Source organism: Salmonella sp. SAL04202, assembly GCF_046550775.1.
Lineage (GTDB): Bacteria > Pseudomonadota > Gammaproteobacteria > Enterobacterales > Enterobacteriaceae > Salmonella > Salmonella enterica.
The window spans coordinates 888,312-908,213 of sequence record NZ_JBGDXK010000001.1 but is presented as its reverse complement, the minus strand read 5'-3'; the positions used below and the strand labels follow the sequence as shown (position 1 = coordinate 908,213).

General features: G+C 53.9%; 19 protein-coding genes. 2 read left to right on the top strand and 17 right to left on the bottom strand.

Annotated elements, in window-relative coordinates; genetic code table 11:
* Positions 1 to 31 precede the first annotated feature (31 nt).
* From fabF to yceD, 8 genes are all read right to left on the bottom strand, one after another.
* Entirely contained in the window at positions 32 to 1,273 is a 1,242-nt protein-coding gene (fabF, locus tag ACLJQJ_RS04540; RefSeq protein ID WP_000044664.1) for a beta-ketoacyl-ACP synthase II, read from the bottom strand.
* Positions 1,274 to 1,358: 85 nt separating this feature from the next.
* A complete protein-coding gene (gene acpP / locus ACLJQJ_RS04535) occupies positions 1,359 to 1,595 on the bottom strand; it encodes an acyl carrier protein (RefSeq protein ID WP_000103754.1) in 237 nt (78 codons plus the stop codon).
* Positions 1,596 to 1,750: 155 nt separating this feature from the next.
* Positions 1,751 to 2,485, bottom strand: a complete 735-nt coding sequence (fabG, locus tag ACLJQJ_RS04530; RefSeq protein WP_000007236.1) for a 3-oxoacyl-ACP reductase FabG — start codon at positions 2,483 to 2,485, stop codon at positions 1,751 to 1,753.
* A gap of 12 nt (positions 2,486 to 2,497) precedes the next feature.
* On the bottom strand, positions 2,498 to 3,427 hold the full coding sequence (gene fabD, locus ACLJQJ_RS04525; RefSeq protein ID WP_000191343.1) for an ACP S-malonyltransferase: 930 nt from the start codon (positions 3,425 to 3,427) through the stop codon (positions 2,498 to 2,500).
* A gap of 15 nt (positions 3,428 to 3,442) precedes the next feature.
* Positions 3,443 to 4,396, bottom strand: a complete 954-nt coding sequence (gene fabH, locus ACLJQJ_RS04520) for a beta-ketoacyl-ACP synthase III (RefSeq protein WP_000288148.1) — start codon at positions 4,394 to 4,396, stop codon at positions 3,443 to 3,445.
* A gap of 79 nt (positions 4,397 to 4,475) precedes the next feature.
* Positions 4,476 to 5,555, bottom strand: coding sequence for a phosphate acyltransferase PlsX (plsX, locus tag ACLJQJ_RS04515; protein WP_001518286.1), 1,080 nt, complete (start codon positions 5,553 to 5,555; stop codon positions 4,476 to 4,478).
* A gap of 133 nt (positions 5,556 to 5,688) precedes the next feature.
* The gene (gene rpmF, locus ACLJQJ_RS04510) at positions 5,689 to 5,862 is read right to left on the bottom strand and encodes a 50S ribosomal protein L32 (RefSeq protein WP_000290727.1); all 174 of its coding nucleotides are present in this window, start codon (positions 5,860 to 5,862) and stop codon (positions 5,689 to 5,691) included.
* Positions 5,863 to 5,913: 51 nt separating this feature from the next.
* A complete protein-coding gene (gene yceD, locus ACLJQJ_RS04505; protein WP_001174492.1) occupies positions 5,914 to 6,435 on the bottom strand; it encodes a 23S rRNA accumulation protein YceD in 522 nt (173 codons plus the stop codon).
* Positions 6,436 to 6,632: 197 nt separating this feature from the next.
* Here yceD and ACLJQJ_RS04500 point away from each other — a divergent pair, with 197 nt between their 5' ends.
* Positions 6,633 to 7,217, top strand: a complete 585-nt coding sequence (locus tag ACLJQJ_RS04500; protein ID WP_047607177.1) for a Maf family protein — start codon at positions 6,633 to 6,635, stop codon at positions 7,215 to 7,217.
* A gap of 71 nt (positions 7,218 to 7,288) precedes the next feature.
* On the opposite strand, the gene ACLJQJ_RS04495 is transcribed toward ACLJQJ_RS04500, so the two are convergent.
* The 3 genes from ACLJQJ_RS04495 to rluC form a co-directional block, all read right to left on the bottom strand.
* Complete coding sequence (locus tag ACLJQJ_RS04495) at positions 7,289 to 7,513, bottom strand: hypothetical protein (RefSeq protein WP_000528428.1); 225 nt, start codon at positions 7,511 to 7,513, stop codon at positions 7,289 to 7,291.
* A 204-nt stretch (positions 7,514 to 7,717) separates the two neighbouring features.
* Positions 7,718 to 8,461 carry a DUF3053 domain-containing protein gene (locus ACLJQJ_RS04490; protein WP_077944724.1) on the bottom strand — a complete coding sequence of 248 codons (744 nt, stop codon included), beginning with the start codon at positions 8,459 to 8,461 and terminating at the stop codon, positions 7,718 to 7,720.
* A gap of 155 nt (positions 8,462 to 8,616) precedes the next feature.
* Positions 8,617 to 9,576 (bottom strand): 23S rRNA pseudouridine(955/2504/2580) synthase RluC, encoded by a 960-nt coding sequence (gene rluC, locus ACLJQJ_RS04485; RefSeq protein ID WP_000846316.1) that lies wholly within the window; start codon positions 9,574 to 9,576, stop codon positions 8,617 to 8,619.
* 573 nt (positions 9,577 to 10,149) lie between these two features.
* Between rluC and rne the strand changes: the two genes are divergently transcribed.
* Complete coding sequence (rne, locus tag ACLJQJ_RS04480; RefSeq protein ID WP_063809503.1) at positions 10,150 to 13,356, top strand: ribonuclease E; 3,207 nt, start codon at positions 10,150 to 10,152, stop codon at positions 13,354 to 13,356.
* A gap of 256 nt (positions 13,357 to 13,612) precedes the next feature.
* Here the strand turns inward: rne and flgL are convergent, their stop codons facing one another.
* The 6 genes from flgL to flgG all read right to left on the bottom strand — a co-directional run bounded on the left by flgL (position 13,613) and on the right by flgG (position 19,900).
* A complete protein-coding gene (gene flgL, locus ACLJQJ_RS04475; RefSeq protein WP_001223032.1) occupies positions 13,613 to 14,566 on the bottom strand; it encodes a flagellar hook-associated protein FlgL in 954 nt (317 codons plus the stop codon).
* A 14-nt stretch (positions 14,567 to 14,580) separates the two neighbouring features.
* Positions 14,581 to 16,242 (bottom strand): flagellar hook-associated protein FlgK, encoded by a 1,662-nt coding sequence (flgK, locus tag ACLJQJ_RS04470; RefSeq protein WP_000096422.1) that lies wholly within the window; start codon positions 16,240 to 16,242, stop codon positions 14,581 to 14,583.
* 64 nt (positions 16,243 to 16,306) lie between these two features.
* Positions 16,307 to 17,257 carry a flagellar assembly peptidoglycan hydrolase FlgJ gene (gene flgJ, locus ACLJQJ_RS04465; RefSeq protein WP_000578685.1) on the bottom strand — a complete coding sequence of 317 codons (951 nt, stop codon included), beginning with the start codon at positions 17,255 to 17,257 and terminating at the stop codon, positions 16,307 to 16,309.
* Positions 17,257 to 18,354 (bottom strand): flagellar basal body P-ring protein FlgI, encoded by a 1,098-nt coding sequence (locus ACLJQJ_RS04460; protein ID WP_001518955.1) that lies wholly within the window; start codon positions 18,352 to 18,354, stop codon positions 17,257 to 17,259. The genes flgJ and ACLJQJ_RS04460 overlap by 1 nt, the downstream gene beginning before the upstream one ends.
* A gap of 11 nt (positions 18,355 to 18,365) precedes the next feature.
* The gene (gene flgH, locus ACLJQJ_RS04455; RefSeq protein ID WP_001174897.1) at positions 18,366 to 19,064 is read right to left on the bottom strand and encodes a flagellar basal body L-ring protein FlgH; all 699 of its coding nucleotides are present in this window, start codon (positions 19,062 to 19,064) and stop codon (positions 18,366 to 18,368) included.
* Positions 19,065 to 19,117: 53 nt separating this feature from the next.
* Entirely contained in the window at positions 19,118 to 19,900 is a 783-nt protein-coding gene (gene flgG / locus ACLJQJ_RS04450; RefSeq protein ID WP_000625851.1) for a flagellar basal-body rod protein FlgG, read from the bottom strand.
* Between the last annotated feature and the right edge of the window lie 2 nt (positions 19,901 to 19,902).

Below are 19,902 nucleotides of genomic sequence, written 5' to 3'. Positions count from 1 at the left end.
CCTTTTTATTAATGTCTGTCTCTGGCTTAACTTAGATCTTTTTAAAGATCAAGGAACCGTTAGTTCCGCCAAAACCAAAGGAGTTACACAGAGCGTACTCCAGATCGCTGACCTGGCGTGCTTCATGCGGCACGAAGTCCAGATCGCAACCTTCATCCGGGTTATCCAGATTAATGGTTGGCGGAATGGCCTGATCGCGTAGCGCCAGAATAGAGAAAATAGACTCTACTGCGCCTGCGGCGCCCAACAGATGGCCGGTCATCGATTTGGTCGAGCTCACCATCACTCGGCTTGCGGCATCGCCAAAGACTGACTTAACCGCCTGCGTCTCAGCTTTGTCGCCGGCAGGCGTCGACGTGCCGTGCGCGTTGACGTAGCCAATCTGAGCAGGCTCAATCGCGGCATCACGCAACGCGTTAACCATCGCCAGCGCAGCGCCTGCGCCATTTTCCGGCGGCGACGTCATATGGTAAGCATCGCTGCTCATACCAAAGCCGACGATTTCAGCATAGATTTTCGCACCACGCGCTTTTGCATGTTCGTACTCTTCAAGCACCAACATACCGGCACCGTCGCCCAGTACAAAACCATCGCGTTCTTTATCCCACGGACGGCTCGCCGCCTGTGGGTTATCGTTGCGGGTCGACAGCGCGCGCGCTGCGCCAAAACCACCTACGCCCAGCGGCGTACTGGCTTTTTCTGCGCCACCTGCCACCATCGCGTCCGCATCGCCATAGGCGATGATACGCGCGGCATGGCCGATGTTATGCACGCCTGAAGTACAGGCAGTCGCAATAGAGATGCTTGGCCCACGCAGGCCATACATGATAGTCAGATGGCCTGCTACCATGTTAACAATCGTCGACGGGACAAAGAACGGGCTAATCTTACGCGGTCCGCCTTTTACCAGCGAACTGTGGTTTTCTTCGATCAGACCGAGACCACCGATACCGGAGCCGATAGCGGCGCCAATACGGCTTGCGTTCTCTTCCGTCACTTCAAGGCCAGAATCCTGCATGGCCTGTACGCCAGCGACAATTCCATATTGAATGAAGGCATCCATCTTGCGCTGTTCTTTGCGCGAGATAATGTCATCACAGTTAAAATCCTTTACTAAGCCAGCAAATTTCGTTGCATAGGCGCTAGTATCGAAATGGTCGATCAGGCTGATGCCACTCTGACCGGCAAGGAGAGCTTTCCAGGTAGACTCTACGGTATTGCCGACAGGAGACAACATGCCCAGTCCGGTCACAACTACACGACGCTTAGACACGGTTGTCCTCCAGGGAGGGAAAATGATTCTAGTGGGACAAAAAGATAAAACTCAGGCGGTCGAACGACCGCCTGGAGATGTTCACTTACGCCTGGTGGCCGTTGATGTAATCAATGGCAGCCTGAACGGTGGTGATTTTCTCAGCTTCTTCGTCCGGAATCTCAGTATCAAACTCTTCTTCCAGAGCCATTACCAGCTCAACGGTGTCAAGAGAATCTGCGCCCAGGTCTTCAACGAAAGAAGCATTGTTGGTTACTTCTTCCTGCTTAACGCCCAGCTGTTCGCCGATAATTTTCTTAACGCGTTCTTCGATAGTGCTCATACTCTTAAATTTCCTATCAAAACTCGCTTTCGCGATGGTTTTCGTAGTGTATAAAATGTTGAAAAATTTGCAACTAAATCCCGGCAGGTCTTACCACGATTTTACGTTATTTTGCGGCCTTTCGCCCTAATAACGCAAATATTTTTCAATCGTGATTAAACCATGTACATTCCGCCGTTGACGTGCAGAGTCTCACCAGTGATGTAACTCGCTTCGTCAGAGGCTAAAAATGCAACCGCGCTGGCGATTTCCTGAGCGCCGCCGAGGCGACCCGCAGGCACCTGCGCCAGGATACCCGCACGCTGATCGTCAGACAGCGCACGCGTCATGTCCGTTTCAATAAAACCCGGAGCCACAACATTGACAGTAATACCACGGGACGCAACTTCACGCGCCAGTGATTTACTGAAACCGATCAGGCCCGCTTTCGCCGCAGCGTAGTTTGCCTGACCTGCATTTCCCATGGTACCAACCACAGAACCAATAGTGATAATGCGACCACAACGCTTTTTCATCATAGCGCGCATTACCGCTTTTGACAGGCGGAAAACGGATGATAAGTTGGTTTCGATAATATCGTTCCACTCATCATCTTTCATTCGCATCAACAGATTATCACGAGTGATACCGGCATTATTAACCAGGATATCCACTTCACCAAATTCTGCGCGAATATTTTCCAGAACAGATTCAATAGATGCAGGATCGGTCACATTCAACATCAAACCTTTCCCGTTAGCACCTAAATAGTCGCTAATGTTCTTCGCACCATTTTCACTGGTCGCAGTCCCGATAACTTTCGCGCCGCGGGCAACGAGAGTCTCTGCAATTGCGCGGCCTATGCCACGGCTTGCACCAGTCACCAGCGCAATCTTTCCTTCAAAGCTCATGGTTTTCCTCTTTTATTGCGTAAGTGCCGCAGACAGCGCCGCCGGCTCGTTCAGCGCCGACGCTGTCAGGGTGTCGACAATACGTTTCGTCAGACCAGTGAGGACTTTACCTGGACCCACTTCATAAAGATGTTCAACGCCCTGCGCCGCGATAAATTCCACGCTCTTCGTCCACTGTACCGGATTGTACAACTGGCGAACCAGCGCATCGCGGATAGCGGCGGCATCGGTTTCACATTTCACGTCAACGTTGTTTACTACCGGCACCGTTGGCGCGCTAAAGGTAATTTTGGCTAATTCAACCGCCAGCTTATCTGCCGCTGGTTTCATCAGCGCGCAGTGCGACGGTACGCTCACCGGCAGCGGCAGCGCGCGTTTCGCGCCAGCGGCTTTACAGGCTGCGCCCGCGCGTTCTACCGCCTCTTTATGCCCGGCGATAACCACCTGTCCCGGCGAGTTAAAGTTAACCGGCGAAACAACCTGCCCTTCGGCAGATTCTTCACAGGCTTTAGCAATAGAGGCATCATCCAGCCCGATGATCGCAGACATGCCGCCAGTGCCTTCCGGAACCGCTTCCTGCATGAATTTACCACGCATTTCCACCAGACGAACGGCATCAGCAAAGTTGATGACGCCAGCGCAAACCAGCGCGGAGTATTCGCCCAGGCTGTGACCCGCCATTAACGCAGGCATTTTACCGCCCTGCTGCTGCCAAACGCGCCAAAGCGCGACGGAAGCGGTTAATAACGCCGGCTGCGTCTGCCAGGTTTTATTCAATTCTTCCGCTGGACCTTGCTGGGTGAGCGCCCACAGATCATATCCCAGAGCCGCAGAAGCTTCAGCAAACGTTTCTTCTACGATAGGGTAATTTGCCGCCATTTCGGCCAACATCCCAACGCTCTGAGAACCCTGACCGGGGAACACAAATGCAAATTGCGTCATGTTTAAATCCTTATACTAGAAACGAATCAGCGCGGAGCCCCAGGTGAATCCACCCCCGAAGGCTTCAAGCAATACCAGCTGACCGGCTTTAATTCGCCCGTCACGCACGGCTTCATCCAGCGCGCACGGCACAGAAGCTGCGGAGGTATTGCCGTGCCTGTCCAGCGTGACGACGACATTATCCATCGACATGCCGAGTTTTTTCGCTGTCGCGCTAATGATACGCAGGTTAGCCTGATGCGGCACCAGCCAATCGAGTTCTGAGCGATCCAGGTTATTAGCCGCCAGCGTCTCATCGACAATATGCGCCAGTTCAGTGACCGCCACTTTAAAGACTTCATTGCCCGCCATCGTCAGGTAAATCGGGTTATCCGGATTTACGCGATCGGCATTCGGCAGGGTCAGTAATTCACCGTAACGGCCATCGGCATGAAGATGAGTGGAGATAATACCCGGTTCTTCAGAAGCGCTCAGTACGGCCGCGCCTGCGCCATCGCCGAAAATAATGATCGTACCGCGATCGCCAGGATCGCAAGTGCGGGCTAATACATCGGAACCGACCACCAGCGCGTGTTTAACCGCGCCGGATTTAACGTACTGGTCGGCGATGCTTAACGCGTAGGTGAAACCTGCGCACGCTGCCGCGACATCAAACGCCGGGCAACCTTTAATACCGAGCATACTTTGAATCTGACATGCCGCGCTTGGAAATGCATGCGTTGCTGATGTGGTAGCCACCACAATCAAGCCAATTTGGTCTTTATCGATCCCCGCCATCTCAATCGCGCGATTCGCAGCGGTAAAGCCCATCGTCGCGACAGTTTCATTAGGCGCGGCGATATGGCGTTCACGAATACCTGTACGAGTGACAATCCACTCGTCAGAGGTCTCAACCATTTTTTCCAGATCGGCGTTAGTCCGCACTTGTTCGGGCAGATAGCTGCCAGTACCAATAATCTTCGTATACATGTACGCTCAGTCACTTTTCGGTTATATACCGTTACCTGTAAACGTCTGGCACGCTGGCGGCGCCGGGGAGACAGCGATATTATCTGTGCGCCCGCAGGTTTACGCCTTTGCCATCGTCCAGCGGTTCAAATCCGGCTGGGTATACAGATTCCAGGCGAGCGGCAATTCGCTGAGGAACTTGTCGCTGCACCGCCTGCACTGCCTGTTCAATCGCGACTGCAAATGCTCGCTGATTGGCCGCACCATGACTTTTTATCACCGTGCCGCGCAATCCTAACAGACAGGCGCCATTATACTGGTCGGGGTTGAGGTGACTGAATCGCCTCGTCAGGCTTTTTTGTAACCAACGTTTTAATAACAGCAGCCACCACGACCGTTTTTTCCCCTCGCCCTGTGATTTCAGCAGTGAAAGGAACATTCTGACAACCCCCTCCATCGTTTTAAGTGTGACATTGCCTGTAAAGCCGTCACACACCAGTACATCGGTTTTTCCCGTCAGTAACTCATTCGCCTCAAGGTAGCCGATGTAATTGATGGTTGGGACTGTTTTTAACATTAAAGAGGCTTCGCGAATACTGTCGAGGCCTTTGGTTTCTTCTTCCCCGATATTGAGTAGCGCCACGCGGGGATTTTTGATCCCGACGACCTCTTCCGCCAAAACGGCGCCCATCACGGCAAACTGCACCAGCATGGTACTGTCACAGTCGACGTTGGCACCCAAATCAAGCACTACCGTTTTGCCCTTTTGCTGGTGCGGTAATACCGTCACCAACGCCGGACGCTCAATCCCCTCAAGAGGCTTGAGCAATAATTTCGCCAGCCCCATCAGCGCCCCGGTATTACCGGCGCTAACGCAAGCTTCGGCTCGGCCTTCTTTCACAAGCTCCAGGGCCACACGCATGGATGTCCCGCGACTGGCGCGGATCGCCTGCGAAGGCCGGGCATCACTGGCAATAACTGACTGTGCAGGGATAATCTGCAGACGCGAACGTTGTTCAAAGTCAGCTTTGGCAAGTAATGGCGTGATAATATCGGGATTCCCGACTAAAAGAAGAGTGAGCTGCGAATTAGCGTTCAGTGCCTGCAATGCTGCAGGCACCGTCACGGAAGGACCAAAATCGCCCCCCATGACATCTAACGCCAGGGTTAGACGTGTCAAGGTATCGTCGCTGCCTGGTTCGGTGTTCTCCGCTTACGCGGAGAAATCCTCACTAAGCTTTATCACGCTTGTACTCTTCGGCTTTTACACCACAGGCACGCCTGTGATGCAAAAGGCATCGAGTATCGCGCGATTACTTAGCGATGACCTTACGGCCGCGGTAGTAACCGTCGGCAGTGATGTGGTGACGCAGGTGTTTTTCACCAGAAGTTTTGTCTACAGACAGGCTGGTGACTGCGGTCAGAGCGTCATGGGAACGACGCATGCCACGTTTGGAACGGGTTGGTTTATTCTGTTGTACGGCCATGGACCTTACTCCTCAATTACGGTTTATCCCTGCGTCCGCGGGGAAGACCTATTACTTACGCTTTAAGCTGGCTAATACGGCAAATGGGTTTGGCTTTTGCGCTTCATCAGGCAGTTCGCCAAAGACCATGTCCGCCTCGGACACTTCACAGTGTTCAGAATCATGCACCGGAACTACCGGCAAGGCGAGGATGATTTCATCTTCAACCGTCGCCAGCAGATCGATTTCGCCGAATTCGTTTACCTCAATCGGCTCATACGCTTCCGGCAGTGCTTCAGCCTGCTCGTCGGAACGGACAGGGCTAAAACAATACGTTGTGTGAACCTGATGGGTAAACGGTTTCCCGCAACGCTGGCATTCGAGCGACACCGTAACGACCGCATCGCCGGTTAAAACGGCGAGACGCTGGTTATCGATAGCGAACGACATGGAGCATTCCACATCACTGTCCACACTGACTACAGATTCGGCAACGCGCTCAACCTGATCGGGGGTATAGATACCCTGGTAATCAAGGCGTTTTTGAGCGGTACGAACCGGATCAAGAGTCAGGGGTAATTTTACCTTTTGCATAGGGCGCGCATATTAACTTCGTAACGTCATATAGTCAAAGAAAAAGGCAGCCTGCGGTTGCCTTTTGCCAATAATTCGCACACATTGCGGGTTACAGACTTATTTTCGCTCAAGACGAGTCAGTATGACAGGCTTGAAGACCGAAGAGCATAGTTTAAGATGGCTCTCATCATTACGCTATATCTGAGGGAAAAAATATGCCCCGTCTCATCCTTGCGTCTACCTCTCCCTGGCGTCGCGCGCTGCTGGAAAAGCTGACGATTCCTTTCGAATGCGCCGCGCCGGATGTTGATGAAACCCCCATACCGGGCGAAGCGCCGCGTCAGTTGGTGCTGCGGCTGGCGCAGGCGAAGGCGCAATCGCTCGCCACGCGTTTCCCGAATCATTTGATTATTGGCTCCGACCAAATTTGTGTTCTGGACGGCGAAATCACCGGCAAACCGCTGACGGAAGAAAAAGCGCGTCAGCAATTAGCCAAAGCCAGCGGAAATATTGTGACGTTTTATACCGGACTGGCACTGTATAACTCCGCCTCCGGGCAATTACAAACCGAAGTGGAGCCTTTTGACGTTCATTTTCGCCATTTAAGCGAAGCGGAAATAGACGACTATGTCCGTAAAGAGCATCCGCTGCACTGCGCGGGAAGTTTTAAAAGCGAAGGTTTAGGCATTGCATTATTTGAGCGCCTGGAGGGTCGTGATCCGAACACGCTGATCGGCTTGCCGCTTATTGCCCTGTGCCAGATGCTGCGACGGGAGGGCTTCAACCCGCTACAGCAGTAAACGGCTTACTCTGTAGGCTTTTCAAATACCGCTAAAAGCCGTTTCTGCACGTGTTGGTAGTTATCTCCCGTTTATTGGGGAGCAGTTTCGACCGCTTCCAGTTCTAACCAACTGGAAAGCGCTTGTTGTGAACAATTTAGCGCCTGCCGATCTTCACTCTCTTCGTGCGGGCCCGTTTCCTGGTCAATCCATTCACCGACCAGAAAAAAAGCATTGGCATTACGAACCGATGTACGGTGCGTTTTATCCCATAGGGTATCAACAGCGGTGTACGTGCGCGTTAATGAATTCCCCATCTCAGTTCAGTTTTGTAAAAACACATGTTCTCAATACTCGCCTGACGCGCTCTACGGCGTCAAAAGCGGCTTACAAACTTATTCTCGCGAGCAACTCTCAGGACGTTTACTGTCCTGAAACCTTCCCTTTGCGACTCGTTAAATTCCATCTCGCGATGAGTTTACGCCCCCCCCTAACATTGCTTCACCTCACGACACATTCCTTTAATTAACGCTGCCAGCATCAGCCGCATCTTGTTGACTATTTATAAATTCAACCATCTGCTGAGTAAGATGGTTTATATCATTCTGCGTAATGAAAAAATTAAATTGTTGATCCTGAAAGTGTTCTTTTGCTGCCAGGTCGGCAAAAACCGCTTTTCCATTCGTTTCAAAGCGGACTTTATTTCCCTGTTTTTGCAGAAACTCGCCCATTGCGACCAGTTGGTCGAGCCGCTTTCCGCGCAGAAAATAATAGCGAGTCATCGTCTCATCCAGCGGTGTTACGGTTTTATTCCACGCAGCGTCAAAGACAGGCTTCACATCAGAGGGGAGCTTTAAAGCAGAATATTTTTTTCTGTTTTCACTACTCACATTTTTCAACCGAAGGATAAATCGATTGTTTACGTCACGAGCCACACGTAGCTCGTTCAGGAAAACCAGATTATCACGCTCAGACTGAATAACACCGGTGATCTTATCCTCCTGGCCGGTCTCATACACCACAGCAAAGATTTGCCCGTAGGCAGCTAATAGTACATCGTAGTCATCGGCGTAATGACCAAAAGCCTGACGTTGGGCTGGCGTCAACTCACAGACGCCCACCACGGGAGACGTAATGATTTGCGTATTCAAATACTCAACGAAAGCCCGTCGTGAACTATCGCCCTTTCCTTCGCAACCGGTCAGCATCGCGATCACGAGCGGCACGATAACGTATTTTCCCCAACGCTGAGTAAATGAGCGCATCCAACTAGTATTGGCCATCTGTTCGTCCTTAAACGCGCCGAAATCCGGATCGCAAGAATAAACAGTACACAACGGTAAAAATGCGTCGGATACAGCAAAACAAAAATATTATGAGAAAAGTGAGATTCGGGCAGATAACCTGCCCGAAAGAGGAACTATTTTGCGTTACGCAGCACCTGCAGACAGCGCTTCAGGGCGCTATCCATTGGCGCTTCAATGCGCATGACGTCGCCCGTTCCCGGATGTGTGAACTTCAGCGCCGCGGCATGCAGAAAGAGACGTTTAAGACCGGTTCCCGCTTCGGTAAGCTGTTGATCAAACTCACGGTCGCCGTAGCGATCGTCGAACGCAATAGGGTGACCGGCATATTGGGTATGTACGCGAATCTGATGCGTACGGCCCGTGACCGGGCTACAGCGCACCAGCGTGGCGAAGGCATAACGCTCTTCCACCTTGAAGCGCGTTTCTGACGGTTTGCCTTCCTGGCTCACGCGGACAATGCGTTCGCCGCTTTGCAGAATGTTCTTTAATAATGGCGCCTGTACGGTTTTAACGTGCGATTGCCACTGGCCGCGCACCAGCGCCAGATAATCTTTCTGCATTCCCTTTTCGCGCAGTTGCTCATGCAGCGAACGCAGCGCGGAGCGTTTTTTCGCCACCAACAGCACGCCGGAGGTATCGCGGTCAAGACGATGCACCAGTTCCAGGAATCGCGCTTCCGGACGCAACGCCCGCAGCCCTTCGATGACGCCAAAACTTAACCCGCTCCCGCCGTGTACGGCGGTGCCGGAAGGCTTATTCAGCACCAGAATATGGTCGTCTTCATACAAAATGACGTCCGCCAACGCCGCCACTTTTTGCAAATGCGGCGACACGGCCTCTTCTTCGCGTTCAGCAACGCGAACCGGCGGAATGCGGACTTCATCGCCCGCTTCCAGTTTGTATTCCGGTTTAATGCGTTTTTTGTTCACCCGCACCTCGCCTTTACGCAAGATGCGATAAATCATACTTTTTGGTACCCCTTTCAGTTGGGTGCGCAAAAAGTTATCAATGCGTTGCCCCGCTTCGTCAGCGGCGATAGCAACAATTTTTACGGATGGCGTTTCTGTTTTCATGGGGGGCGATTCTAAATAGCCTGTGAGATTCGCGCCACACATTTTTCTATGCTTATAGAGACGTCTACGCCAGTGGATGAACATTTTTCACTGCGGTTTTGCTGGTTATTAAAGCGATTGGCTCGCGCTGGTGAAAAAACTGTGAGTAAGCGGGTGATAAATGGTAAAAGTCATCTTGCTATAACAAGGTTAGCAGTGGAATAATGATGCGGTTTCCGCACCGAAACTTGTTAAAACAAAAAGTTTAGCGGAATAACCCATTTTGTCTGACCGATCATCAACGCAGCAATGGCGTAAGACGTATTGATTTTTCAGACAGTTAGCGGGCTGCGGGTTGCAGTCCTTACCGGTAGATAGGATCTTCTCTGGAGAGTAATGCCCAGGCTGCTTCCCTGATAATTGCGCTGTGTTTCCGTATGAAATACAGGCAACCGACACTCTGCGCCTCTTTGAGCTGACGATAACCGTGAGGTTGGCGACGCGAAATAGTCACGAGGCCATCGGTTCATGCCCGGTAAGGCGTCACCATGCCCGCAGCTTAGTCGTCAACGTAAGAATAATGAGTAAGTTACGATGAAAAGAATGTTAATCAACGCGACTCAGCAGGAAGAGTTGCGCGTCGCCCTTGTAGATGGGCAGCGTCTGTACGATCTGGATATAGAAAGCCCCGGACACGAGCAGAAAAAAGCGAACATCTATAAAGGCAAAATTACCCGTATTGAACCGAGCCTGGAAGCGGCTTTTGTTGATTACGGCGCAGAACGTCACGGTTTCCTCCCGTTAAAAGAAATTGCCCGCGAATATTTCCCCGCTAACTACAGCGCTCATGGTCGCCCGAACATTAAAGACGTGTTACGCGAAGGCCAGGAAGTCATTGTTCAAATCGATAAAGAAGAGCGCGGCAACAAAGGCGCGGCGTTAACCACCTTTATCAGTCTGGCGGGCAGCTACCTGGTGCTGATGCCGAATAACCCACGCGCGGGTGGTATTTCCCGTCGCATTGAAGGCGACGATCGTACCGAGTTAAAAGAAGCGTTGGCCAGCCTGGAACTTCCTGAAGGGATGGGGCTTATCGTGCGTACCGCTGGCGTGGGTAAATCCGCCGAAGCGTTGCAGTGGGATTTAAGCTTCCGCCTGAAACACTGGGAAGCCATTCAGAAAGCCGCTGAAAGCCGTCCCGCGCCGTTCCTGATCCATCAGGAAAGCAACGTCATCGTACGCGCGTTTCGCGACTATCTGCGTCAGGATATCGGTGAAATCCTGATCGACAATCCCAAAGTGATGGAAATGGCGCGTCAGCATATCGCCGCGTTGGGCCGCCCGGATTTTAGCAGCAAAATTAAGCTGTACACCGGTGAAATCCCGTTGTTCAGCCATTACCAGATCGAATCGCAGATCGAGTCTGCGTTCCAGCGTGAAGTGCGCCTGCCCTCCGGCGGCTCCATCGTCATTGACAGTACCGAAGCGTTAACCGCCATCGATATCAACTCCGCCCGCGCGACTCGCGGCGGCGATATCGAAGAAACGGCGTTTAATACCAACCTGGAAGCGGCCGATGAGATTGCCCGCCAGTTGCGTCTGCGCGACCTGGGCGGCCTGATCGTTATCGACTTTATCGATATGACGCCGGTACGTCACCAGCGCGCGGTAGAAAACCGTCTGCGTGAAGCGGTACGTCAGGACCGGGCGCGTATTCAGATTAGCCATATTTCCCGCTTCGGCCTGCTCGAAATGTCTCGTCAGCGCCTGAGCCCGTCGCTGGGCGAATCCAGCCATCACGTGTGTCCGCGCTGTAGCGGTACCGGCACCGTGCGCGATAACGAATCTCTGTCGCTGTCCATTCTGCGCCTGATTGAAGAAGAAGCGCTGAAAGAGAATACGCAGGAAGTCCATGCCATTGTTCCTGTGCCGATCGCCTCTTATCTGCTTAACGAAAAACGGACGGCAGTGAACGCTATTGAGACGCGTCAGGATGGCGTCCGCTGTGTCATCGTCCCGAACGATCAGATGGAAACGCCGCACTATTCCGTGCTGCGCGTACGCAAAGGGGAAGAAACGCCGACCCTGAGCTACATGCTGCCGAAGCTGCACGAAGAAGCGATGGCGCTGCCTTCTGAAGAAGAGTACGCCGAGCGTAAACGCCCGGAACAGCCTGCGCTGGCGACATTCGCTATGCCAGATGTGCCTCCAGCGCCGACGCCTGTCGAACCGGCGGTTAGCGTCGCCACGGCGAAAAAGGATAATGTTGCCGCCACGCAGCCTGCCCAGCCGGGTCTGTTTAGCCGCTTCCTTAACGCGCTGAAACAACTGTTCAGCGGTGAAGAAACGAAAACCGTTGAAACAGCCGCACCGAAAGCGGAAGAAAAAGCGGAGCGTCAGCAGGATCGTCGCAAGCCACGGCAGAACAACCGTCGCGATCGTAACGAACGCCGCGACACCCGTGATAACCGTGCCGGACGTGACGGCGGCGAGAGCCGCGACGATAATCGTCGTAACCGTCGCCAGGCGCAGCAGCAAAATGCAGAAACGCGCGACACCCGCCAGCAGGAAACGGCGGAAAAAGTGAAAACTGGCGATGAGCAGCAACAGACGCCGCGTCGCGAACGCAGCCGCCGCCGCAATGATGACAAGCGCCAGGCGCAGCAGGAAGTAAAAGCGCTTAACCGCGAAGAACAGCCTGTCCAGGAGACCGAGCAGGAAGAACGCGTTCAGCAGGTTCAGCCGCGCCGCAAGCAGCGTCAGCTTAATCAGAAAGTCCGCTTTACCAACAGCGCAGTGGTTGAAACGGTTGACACGCCGGTCGTCGTCGACGAACCACGCCCGGTTGAAAACGTTGAACAGCCCGTTCCAGCGCCGCGTACCGAGCTGGCGAAAGTTGATTTACCTGTCGTTGCCGATATCACGCCGGAGCAGGATGATAGCGTAGAACCTCGCGATAATACCGGTATGCCGCGTCGCTCCCGCCGTTCTCCGCGCCACCTGCGCGTAAGCGGTCAGCGTCGTCGTCGCTATCGTGACGAGCGCTACCCGACACAATCGCCGATGCCGTTAACCGTCGCCTGCGCGTCGCCGGAAATGGCGTCCGGTAAAGTCTGGATCCGCTACCCGATTGTCCGTCCTCAGGAAACGCAGGTTGTTGAAGAGCAGCGTGAAGCAGATCTGGCGCTGCCACAACCGGTTGTCGCTGAACCGCAGGTTATCGCTGCGACCGTAGCGCTCGAACCACAAGCGTCGGTACAGGCGGTAGAAAACGTTGCCGTTGAGCCGCAGACCGTCGCCGAACCACAGGCGCCGGAAGTCGTCGAGGTCGAGACAACGCATCCGGAAGTGATTGCCGCACCGGTTGATGAACAGCCGCAACTGATTGCCGAAAGCGATACGCCGGAAGCGCAAGAGGTTATTGCTGACGCCGAACCGGTAGCAGAAACCGCCGACGCGTCCATTACGGTGGCTGAAAACGTGGCTGATGTTGTCGTTGTCGAGCCAGAAGAAGAGACAAAAGCGGAAGCGGCTGTTGTGGAGCACACGGCAGAAGAAACCGTTATCGCACCGGCCCAGGTGGTGGAAAAGCCGCAGGACGTTGTCTGCGTTGACGACGATCATAACCACGCCAGCGCGCCGATGACGCGTGCGCCAGCGCCGGAATATGTGCCGGAAACCCCGCACCATAGCGACTGGCAGCGCCCTTCCTTCCACTTTGAAGGTAAAGGCGCAGCAGGCGGACACAGCGCCACACGTCACGCCAGCGCCCCGGCAACACGACCACAGCCGGTAGAATGATGTAAATGCTGATACAAAGCCGACCGCCAGGTCGGCTTTTTTATGCCCCTTACAGGGCGATGCCTCACCCCATGGCGTCTTTTAGTCACTCCAGGCGTTTATGAGATCGGGCGGGATAATACGTACGGATGGCGTCGCTACGGGCGCGACAATATGACCACTAACTCAATGACGACTAAAAAAATGCCCGCGCCGGGGTGGATGGCGCGGGCAGACAAAACATATCCAGTTTCGTGATATGTTTCAAAAAGAGGCGTTACCGGTTCAACTGGAAAAGCGACATTCCCTGCATGTCGGTAAACGTTTTATAGGACGCCTGTAATGCCGCCTGTTGCATGACGTAGGAGGAAATGACCGAGTTCCAGTCCACATCTACCAGGTTGCTCATCTGCAGCTTCTGTCCCAGCGCACGGTCGCTTCCCAGTGAATCCAGCGTACTGAGTTCGCTCAGTTGCGTTCCCAGTTCCGCACGAACGGTCAGGACGTTATTAAGCGAATTTTTTAAGCCGCGATTGGTTTTATCAATGGCGGCAGCGGCCTTTTCTTTTTCCACGTCATTGCCTTCCACCGGGGTCTTGAGTGCGGCAATTGCCGTATCGAGCATGACAAACAGATTCTTTTCGGAGTCCGAGCCATCCGGTTCCGGCACCGCATTGCTGGTGATGCTATTAAAAATTTGCGCTCCCGTATGGCCAATTACCATCGTGCGTGCGGAATCCACCTGCTGGGTAACACTTTTCTCGCCGCCATGATAACCACCTGTCGCCTGGTCGAATGGCGCCGCTTCCGTTTTATACCCGGCAAAGATATAGCGACCATTGCCGTCAGTGCTGTTTGCCAGGTTCATCAGCTGATCGCGGATCCCCTGTAAATCCGTCGCCAGCGACGCGCGGTCATCGTCGCTTAACGTGCCGTTTCCGGCATAGACGATTTTTTCCTGCGCGGTTTGAATCGCCGTCGTCACCTGACTGAGTACGCTTTCTTCCAGCGACACTTTTTGGGTGGCAAACGTACGCGCCAGGGCATACTGGCTATTCTGCGCCTGCGCCTGAGAGAGTACTACCGCCTGCGACGCGGCGATCGGATCGTCAGATGGGTTGGTAACGCGCTTACCGGTAGACATCTGCTCGCCCAGCTTCATCCATTCGGCCTGAGAATTAGTGATGCCGCTCATATTTTGTTCGTACATCATCTGGGTACTGATACGCATGTCATCCTTCTCCTTTAGCGAATATTCAATAACGCATCAAACAGCGCATTCGCGGTCTGCAATACTTGCGCATTCGCCAGATAATACTGCTGATAACGCTGCAAATTGCCGTACTCTTCGTCGAGGTTAACGCCGGAAACCGACTGTTGCTGTTTATAAAGCTGTTTAACCACATTCGCCTGCGTGGTGCTGCTGGTTTTCAGCGTTGACGTTTTGTTACCCACATCGCTGACCAACGTGGCGTAAGCATCGTTAAAAGTTTTGTTGCCGCCCACTACATTGCTGTTTTGTAAGTCCAGCAATGCCTGACCATTGCGGTTATCGCTGTCGCCGGTATCCACGTCAGGATCGAGTTTTGACTCAGACGCCATCGCAATCTCGGCTTCATTCGTCACTTTAACGTTCATGTCGACGATAGCATTGCTGACCGGCTTGAGAAGAAAACTGTCGTTTTTCTGTGCGCCAGTCCCTACCGTCACTTTCAGACCGTCAATCTCCAGTTTTCCGTCAGCATCTTTTGTCGCCGTGAAAGTGGTGTTATCCGCAGTGCGAGTAACCTGCCAGTCTGTACCGTCAAAAACAATCTTATAATCCGTCGCCTGAACCTTCGTGCTGTCGACCACCTTAGCGGTTAGCGATACCGTTTTATCGGCATTATTACTGTTGCTATATACCACCGGCGAGCCAATGCTAAAGAAGTCTTTCCCTTTATTGCCGTCGGCGTCATAACCTTTGGTATGCTGCGCGTTAAACGCATCGGCAAACGCCAACGCCAACTGGCCCAGCGTATTACGAGTCTGATCCAGATCCTGAGAACGGAACGTCAGTAACCCGCCGAGCGAACCAGTGTTCAGCAACTTTTCCGGAATTTCGATGTTACCGGCGGCCTCATCGACATAAGCGACAGTCGTTCGCGTCGGGTCGGCGCTGGAGGGAACCGCCGCCAACTGACGCGCCGTCGCCCCCTGCACCAGCGTATAGCCATTGGCCATCGTCAGGTTATAGGTGCCGCCGTCCTGTACACTCACCTCGACGCCAACGATCTTGTTAAGCTCGCTGACCAACTGATCACGCTGATCGAGCAGGTCGTTCGGCGATGCGCCCGCGCCTACGCCCGTCATACGGGAGATTTGATCGTTCAGGTTAGCTATCTGCTTCGCGTAATTGTTGATTTGCGCCACGCTGGAGCCAATCGCGATATTGACCTGTTTATCCTGATCGCGCAGATACTGATCGGTGGTTTTGAACTGGTTTACCAGCCCTTCCGCTTTACCAATCAGCGCCTGCCGCGCCGCAGGATCTTCCGCATTACTGACTAACGTTTGCAGGCTGGTAAAAAAACTCTGCAACGAACCAGACAGCGAGCTGGATTTATCAGCCAGCAGGTTGTCGATTTTCGACATTTGTTCATAGCGCGTGGTTAAGCCGCTGCTCTGGTTTTGCGCGCCGCGTAGCTGATTAGTGATAAACGCATCATATTCGCGCTGTACGCCTGAAACGTAAACGCCATTACCTATCCAGCCGCCAGCCCCTAACGTACTGTTTGCCTGCGCCAGAATAGTTGTCTGCCGGGTATAACCCGCAACGTTATAATTGTTGATGTTATTACTGACCGTATTTAACGCGGCCTGCGCGGCGTTAAGTCCGCTCATGGCGTGATTAATCAAGCTGGACATGATGGTTCCTTTTAATCCTTCAATACTCGTTGTTATCGGCAGCGACTACGTGGACTTGAGCAATTTAAAAGAGATTGTCGAGATTCGCGCTGTAGGTTTTGCTGACCTTTTCACTCATCGCTTTCAACTGCTGAATCATGCTGGTCAATTTACGCGCGTAATTCGGGTCAGTGGCGTATCCGGCGTTTTGCAGAGCCACTGCGCCCTGCTCTGCCGTGGCGGCAGTGGTCACGGCAGCGTAGCGTGGGTTACGCGTTAACAGCGCGACATAATCCGATAACGCCTCCAGATACGAGCTATAGACGCGGAATTTCGCTTTCACTTTTTTCGCTTCGCCATTTTCGTATTCAGTGGTGGTGATTTCCGTCACCGGCCCTTTCCAACTGGCGGTCGCTTTCACGCCAAATACGTTATAGCTGGGTTCGCCATTCTCCCGCAGGATTTGCCGCTGCCCCCAGCCGGACTCCAGTGCCGCCTGCGCCAGAATCAGATGATGCGGCACCCCGCTTTGTTCGCTGGCCAGCCTCGCAGGGAGCGAAAGCCGGGCCAGAAAGTCTTTACTGTCGCCGGAGAGCGGCGCATCGCTGCTGTCCGGCGTTTTCGGTATGGCTTTGCGCACCAGTTGGGTCAGCGCCTGATTTTGATAGCTGTTTACCGTCTCCAGGGAGAATTTAAGCGGTACTTGCGGCGCGTCATCCGCAGGCATCGTCTGCCCGCCCGTCATCTGTTTAACCATCATATCCGCCAGCCCCAATCCCTTACCGGCGGTCATCTGTTGGGCGATCTGCTGGTCATACATGCTGGTATACAGACGCGTCTGATCGCTGCTGAATAAGCCATCTTTGGGTAAAGCCTCGCGCATACTTTTCAGCATCATCTGCACAAACATCCCTTCCACCTGACGGGCCACAGGACGGATATTCGCCGCCGGGTCCTGGCCCGCTTTCGCTTTCAGTTCGTTCAGAGATTGCGCATCCCAGGCCGCGCTGGCCAGCAATTTACCGTCTCCGATCATCAGATGATTTCCAGTTTGGCGCGTAGACAGCCCGCGCTCTGCATGGACTGCAAAATCGACATCAGGTCCATCGGCGTCGCGCCAAGCGCATTCAGCGCACGCACTACGCTGTTCAGATTGGCGCTGGAACGCACGCTCTGTAGCGATCCGCCGCTCTGACGCAAATCTATTTGAGTCTGTGGCGTCACCACGGTCTGCCCGCCGCCAAATGGCGTATTCGGCTGGTTGACGTTGAGCTGGCGATTGACTGTCACTGACAAATTGCCCTGCGCCACAGCGCAGCTATCCAGCGTGACTTCCCGATTCATGACCACCGAACCGGTACGCGAGTTGATCACGACTTTTGCATCCTGCGGCGTCACGTTGACTTCCATATTTTGAATGTCCGCCAGAAAACGCACCTGCGAGCTGTTGCCGCTGGGCACGCGTACCTGTACCGTTCGCGCATCAAGCGCAGTGGCGCTGCCGTAACCGCGGGCGCGGTTGATGGCGTCGGTAATTTGCTGCGCCATCGTAAAATCTTCGTCGTTCAATTGCAGATTAATGGTGTTGCCAGCGCCGAACTGAGTCGGCAACTCGCGTTCGATAATCGCGCCATTAGTGATGCGCCCGCCATTAAGCTGGTTAACCTGCACGCTACTGCCGCCTGCGGAAGCGCCCGCGCCGCCGACCAGAATATTGCCCTGCGCCAGAGCATACACCTGGCTGTCCACCCCTTTTAACGGCGTCATTAATAACGTCCCGCCACGCAGACTTTTAGCGTTCCCCATTGAGGAAACGACGACATCGATCGTTTGTCCCTGTCGCGCAAAAGGCGGATACGACGCCGTCACCATCACCGCCGCCACGTTTTTCAACTGCATATTGGTGCCGGTGGGGACCGTAATCCCCAGTTGTGACAGCATGTTATTCAGCGTCTGGGTGGTAAATGGCGTCTGGGTGGTCTGGTCGCCCGTACCGTCCAGCCCGACCACCAGCCCGTAGCCGATCAGCGAGTTTTCCCGTACTCCCTGGACACTGGTCAGATCCCGGATACGCTCGGCGTGCGCCAGAGTGGCAACCAGTGCCAGAACGATTCCTGCAAGAGCTTTAAACACATACACCTCGCTTACATCGGCGACAAATTAAGGAAGAAACGTTGCAGCCAGCCCATATTTTGCGCTTCGTTAATATAGCCGTTCCCGACATATTCAATCCGCGCATCCGCCACCTGTGTCGAGGGAACGGAGTTGCTGCCGCTGATGGTGCGTGGATTTACCACGCCGGAGAAGCGGATGAATTCCGTTCCCTGATTAATCGCGATCTGTTTTTCCCCCACGACGTGTAAATTGCCATTGGCCAGAACCTGATCGACGGTCACGGTCAGCGTGCCGCTAAAGGTATTGCTGGCATTCGCGCCGCCTTTACCATTAAAAGAGTTGCCGCCGGAGGCCTCCATATCCGCGCGGGAATTACCGAATAATCCCTGCAGATAACGCGGTACCGTATCAAAACCAAAGCTGGTTTTGCCGTCGCGGCTGGCATTTGCCGACGAGCTTTTACTGGCGCTGACGTTTTCCTGTAACACAATCGTGAGCGTATCGCCGATATTACGCGGTCGACGATCTTCAAAAAGCGGCTGATAGCCATAATTAATCGGCTGCGCAGACTGAAATATGGAGCCATTCGCCACCGGTACCGGGCCAGGTATCGGCTGCGCCGTGGTCGCCCCCTGCACGAGCGGTTTAGCGGGTATCCAGGCGCATCCTGTCAGCGTCGCGACCATCAGGGCCATAACTGGGTAAGCGTGAAGCGCGTATTTTTGCATTACCTTCATCTTCAAAATCAGGGAGCCGGTGGCGTATCCCCACCGGCGGCCCCTTAGAGTTGCGTCAGTTTCTGCAGCATCTGATCGGTCGTCGATACTGCTTTACTGTTAATTTCATAGGCGCGTTGAACCTGAATCATGTTCACCAGCTCTTCCGCCACGTTAACGTTCGACGTTTCGACATACCCTTGATACAACAACCCCGCGCCGTTGAGCCCCGGCGTGCTTTCGTTCGGCGCGCCGGACGATTGCGTTTCGATATAGAGGTTCTCGCCGATGCTTTCCAGCCCGGTGTCGTTCATAAAGGTGGTCAGGTTAAGCTGCCCGACCTGAACCGGCGCGGCCTGCCCCTGCTGGGTCACGCTGACCACGCCGTCGCGGCCAATCGTGATGCTTAACGCGTTGGCCGGAATGGTGATTGCCGGCTGCACTTGAAAACCGCCCGCCGTCACCAGTTGACCATTCTGATCCACCTGGAAAGAGCCGTCGCGGGTATAGGCAGACGTACCGTCCGGCAGCATGACCTGGAAAAAGCCCTGCCCTTTAATCGCCACATCTTTACTGTTGTTGGTCTGCGACAGGTTCCCCTGACTGTGCAGACGCTCCGTGGCGACCGGACGCACGCCGGTACCGATTTGCAGCCCGGAAGGCAGCGTCGTCTGCTCGGACGACTGCGCGCCCGGCTGGCGGATGGTCTGATACAACAGATCTTCAAATACCGCGCGCTGACGCTTAAAACCATTGGTGCTGACGTTTGCCAGGTTATTGGCAATCACATCCATATTGGTTTGCTGCGCGTCCAGACCGGTTTTGGCGATCCATAATGAACTGATCATAA

What these genes read in the sequence shown, in the direction of transcription:
- acpP (WP_000103754.1), bottom strand. Translation starts at nt 1,595, where the DNA reads ATGAGCACTATCGAAGAACGCGTTAAGAAAATTATCGGCGAACAGCTG.
- fabG (WP_000007236.1), bottom strand. Translation starts at nt 2,485, where the DNA reads ATGAGCTTTGAAGGAAAGATTGCGCTGGTGACTGGTGCAAGCCGTGGC.
- fabD (WP_000191343.1), bottom strand. Translation starts at nt 3,427, where the DNA reads ATGACGCAATTTGCATTTGTGTTCCCCGGTCAGGGTTCTCAGAGCGTT.
- fabH (WP_000288148.1), bottom strand. Translation starts at nt 4,396, where the DNA reads ATGTATACGAAGATTATTGGTACTGGCAGCTATCTGCCCGAACAAGTG.
- rpmF (WP_000290727.1), bottom strand. Translation starts at nt 5,862, where the DNA reads ATGGCCGTACAACAGAATAAACCAACCCGTTCCAAACGTGGCATGCGT.
- yceD (WP_001174492.1), bottom strand. Translation starts at nt 6,435, where the DNA reads ATGCAAAAGGTAAAATTACCCCTGACTCTTGATCCGGTTCGTACCGCT.
- ACLJQJ_RS04500 (WP_047607177.1), top strand. Translation starts at nt 6,633, where the DNA reads ATGCCCCGTCTCATCCTTGCGTCTACCTCTCCCTGGCGTCGCGCGCTG.
- ACLJQJ_RS04495 (WP_000528428.1), bottom strand. Translation starts at nt 7,513, where the DNA reads ATGGGGAATTCATTAACGCGCACGTACACCGCTGTTGATACCCTATGG.
- ACLJQJ_RS04490 (WP_077944724.1), bottom strand. Translation starts at nt 8,461, where the DNA reads ATGCGCTCATTTACTCAGCGTTGGGGAAAATACGTTATCGTGCCGCTC.
- rluC (WP_000846316.1), bottom strand. Translation starts at nt 9,576, where the DNA reads ATGAAAACAGAAACGCCATCCGTAAAAATTGTTGCTATCGCCGCTGAC.
- rne (WP_063809503.1), top strand. Translation starts at nt 10,150, where the DNA reads ATGAAAAGAATGTTAATCAACGCGACTCAGCAGGAAGAGTTGCGCGTC.
- flgL (WP_001223032.1), bottom strand. Translation starts at nt 14,566, where the DNA reads ATGCGTATCAGTACCCAGATGATGTACGAACAAAATATGAGCGGCATC.
- flgK (WP_000096422.1), bottom strand. Translation starts at nt 16,242, where the DNA reads ATGTCCAGCTTGATTAATCACGCCATGAGCGGACTTAACGCCGCGCAG.
- flgJ (WP_000578685.1), bottom strand. Translation starts at nt 17,257, where the DNA reads ATGATCGGAGACGGTAAATTGCTGGCCAGCGCGGCCTGGGATGCGCAA.
- flgH (WP_001174897.1), bottom strand. Translation starts at nt 19,064, where the DNA reads ATGCAAAAATACGCGCTTCACGCTTACCCAGTTATGGCCCTGATGGTC.
- flgG (WP_000625851.1), bottom strand. Translation starts at nt 19,900, where the DNA reads ATGATCAGTTCATTATGGATCGCCAAAACCGGTCTGGACGCGCAGCAA.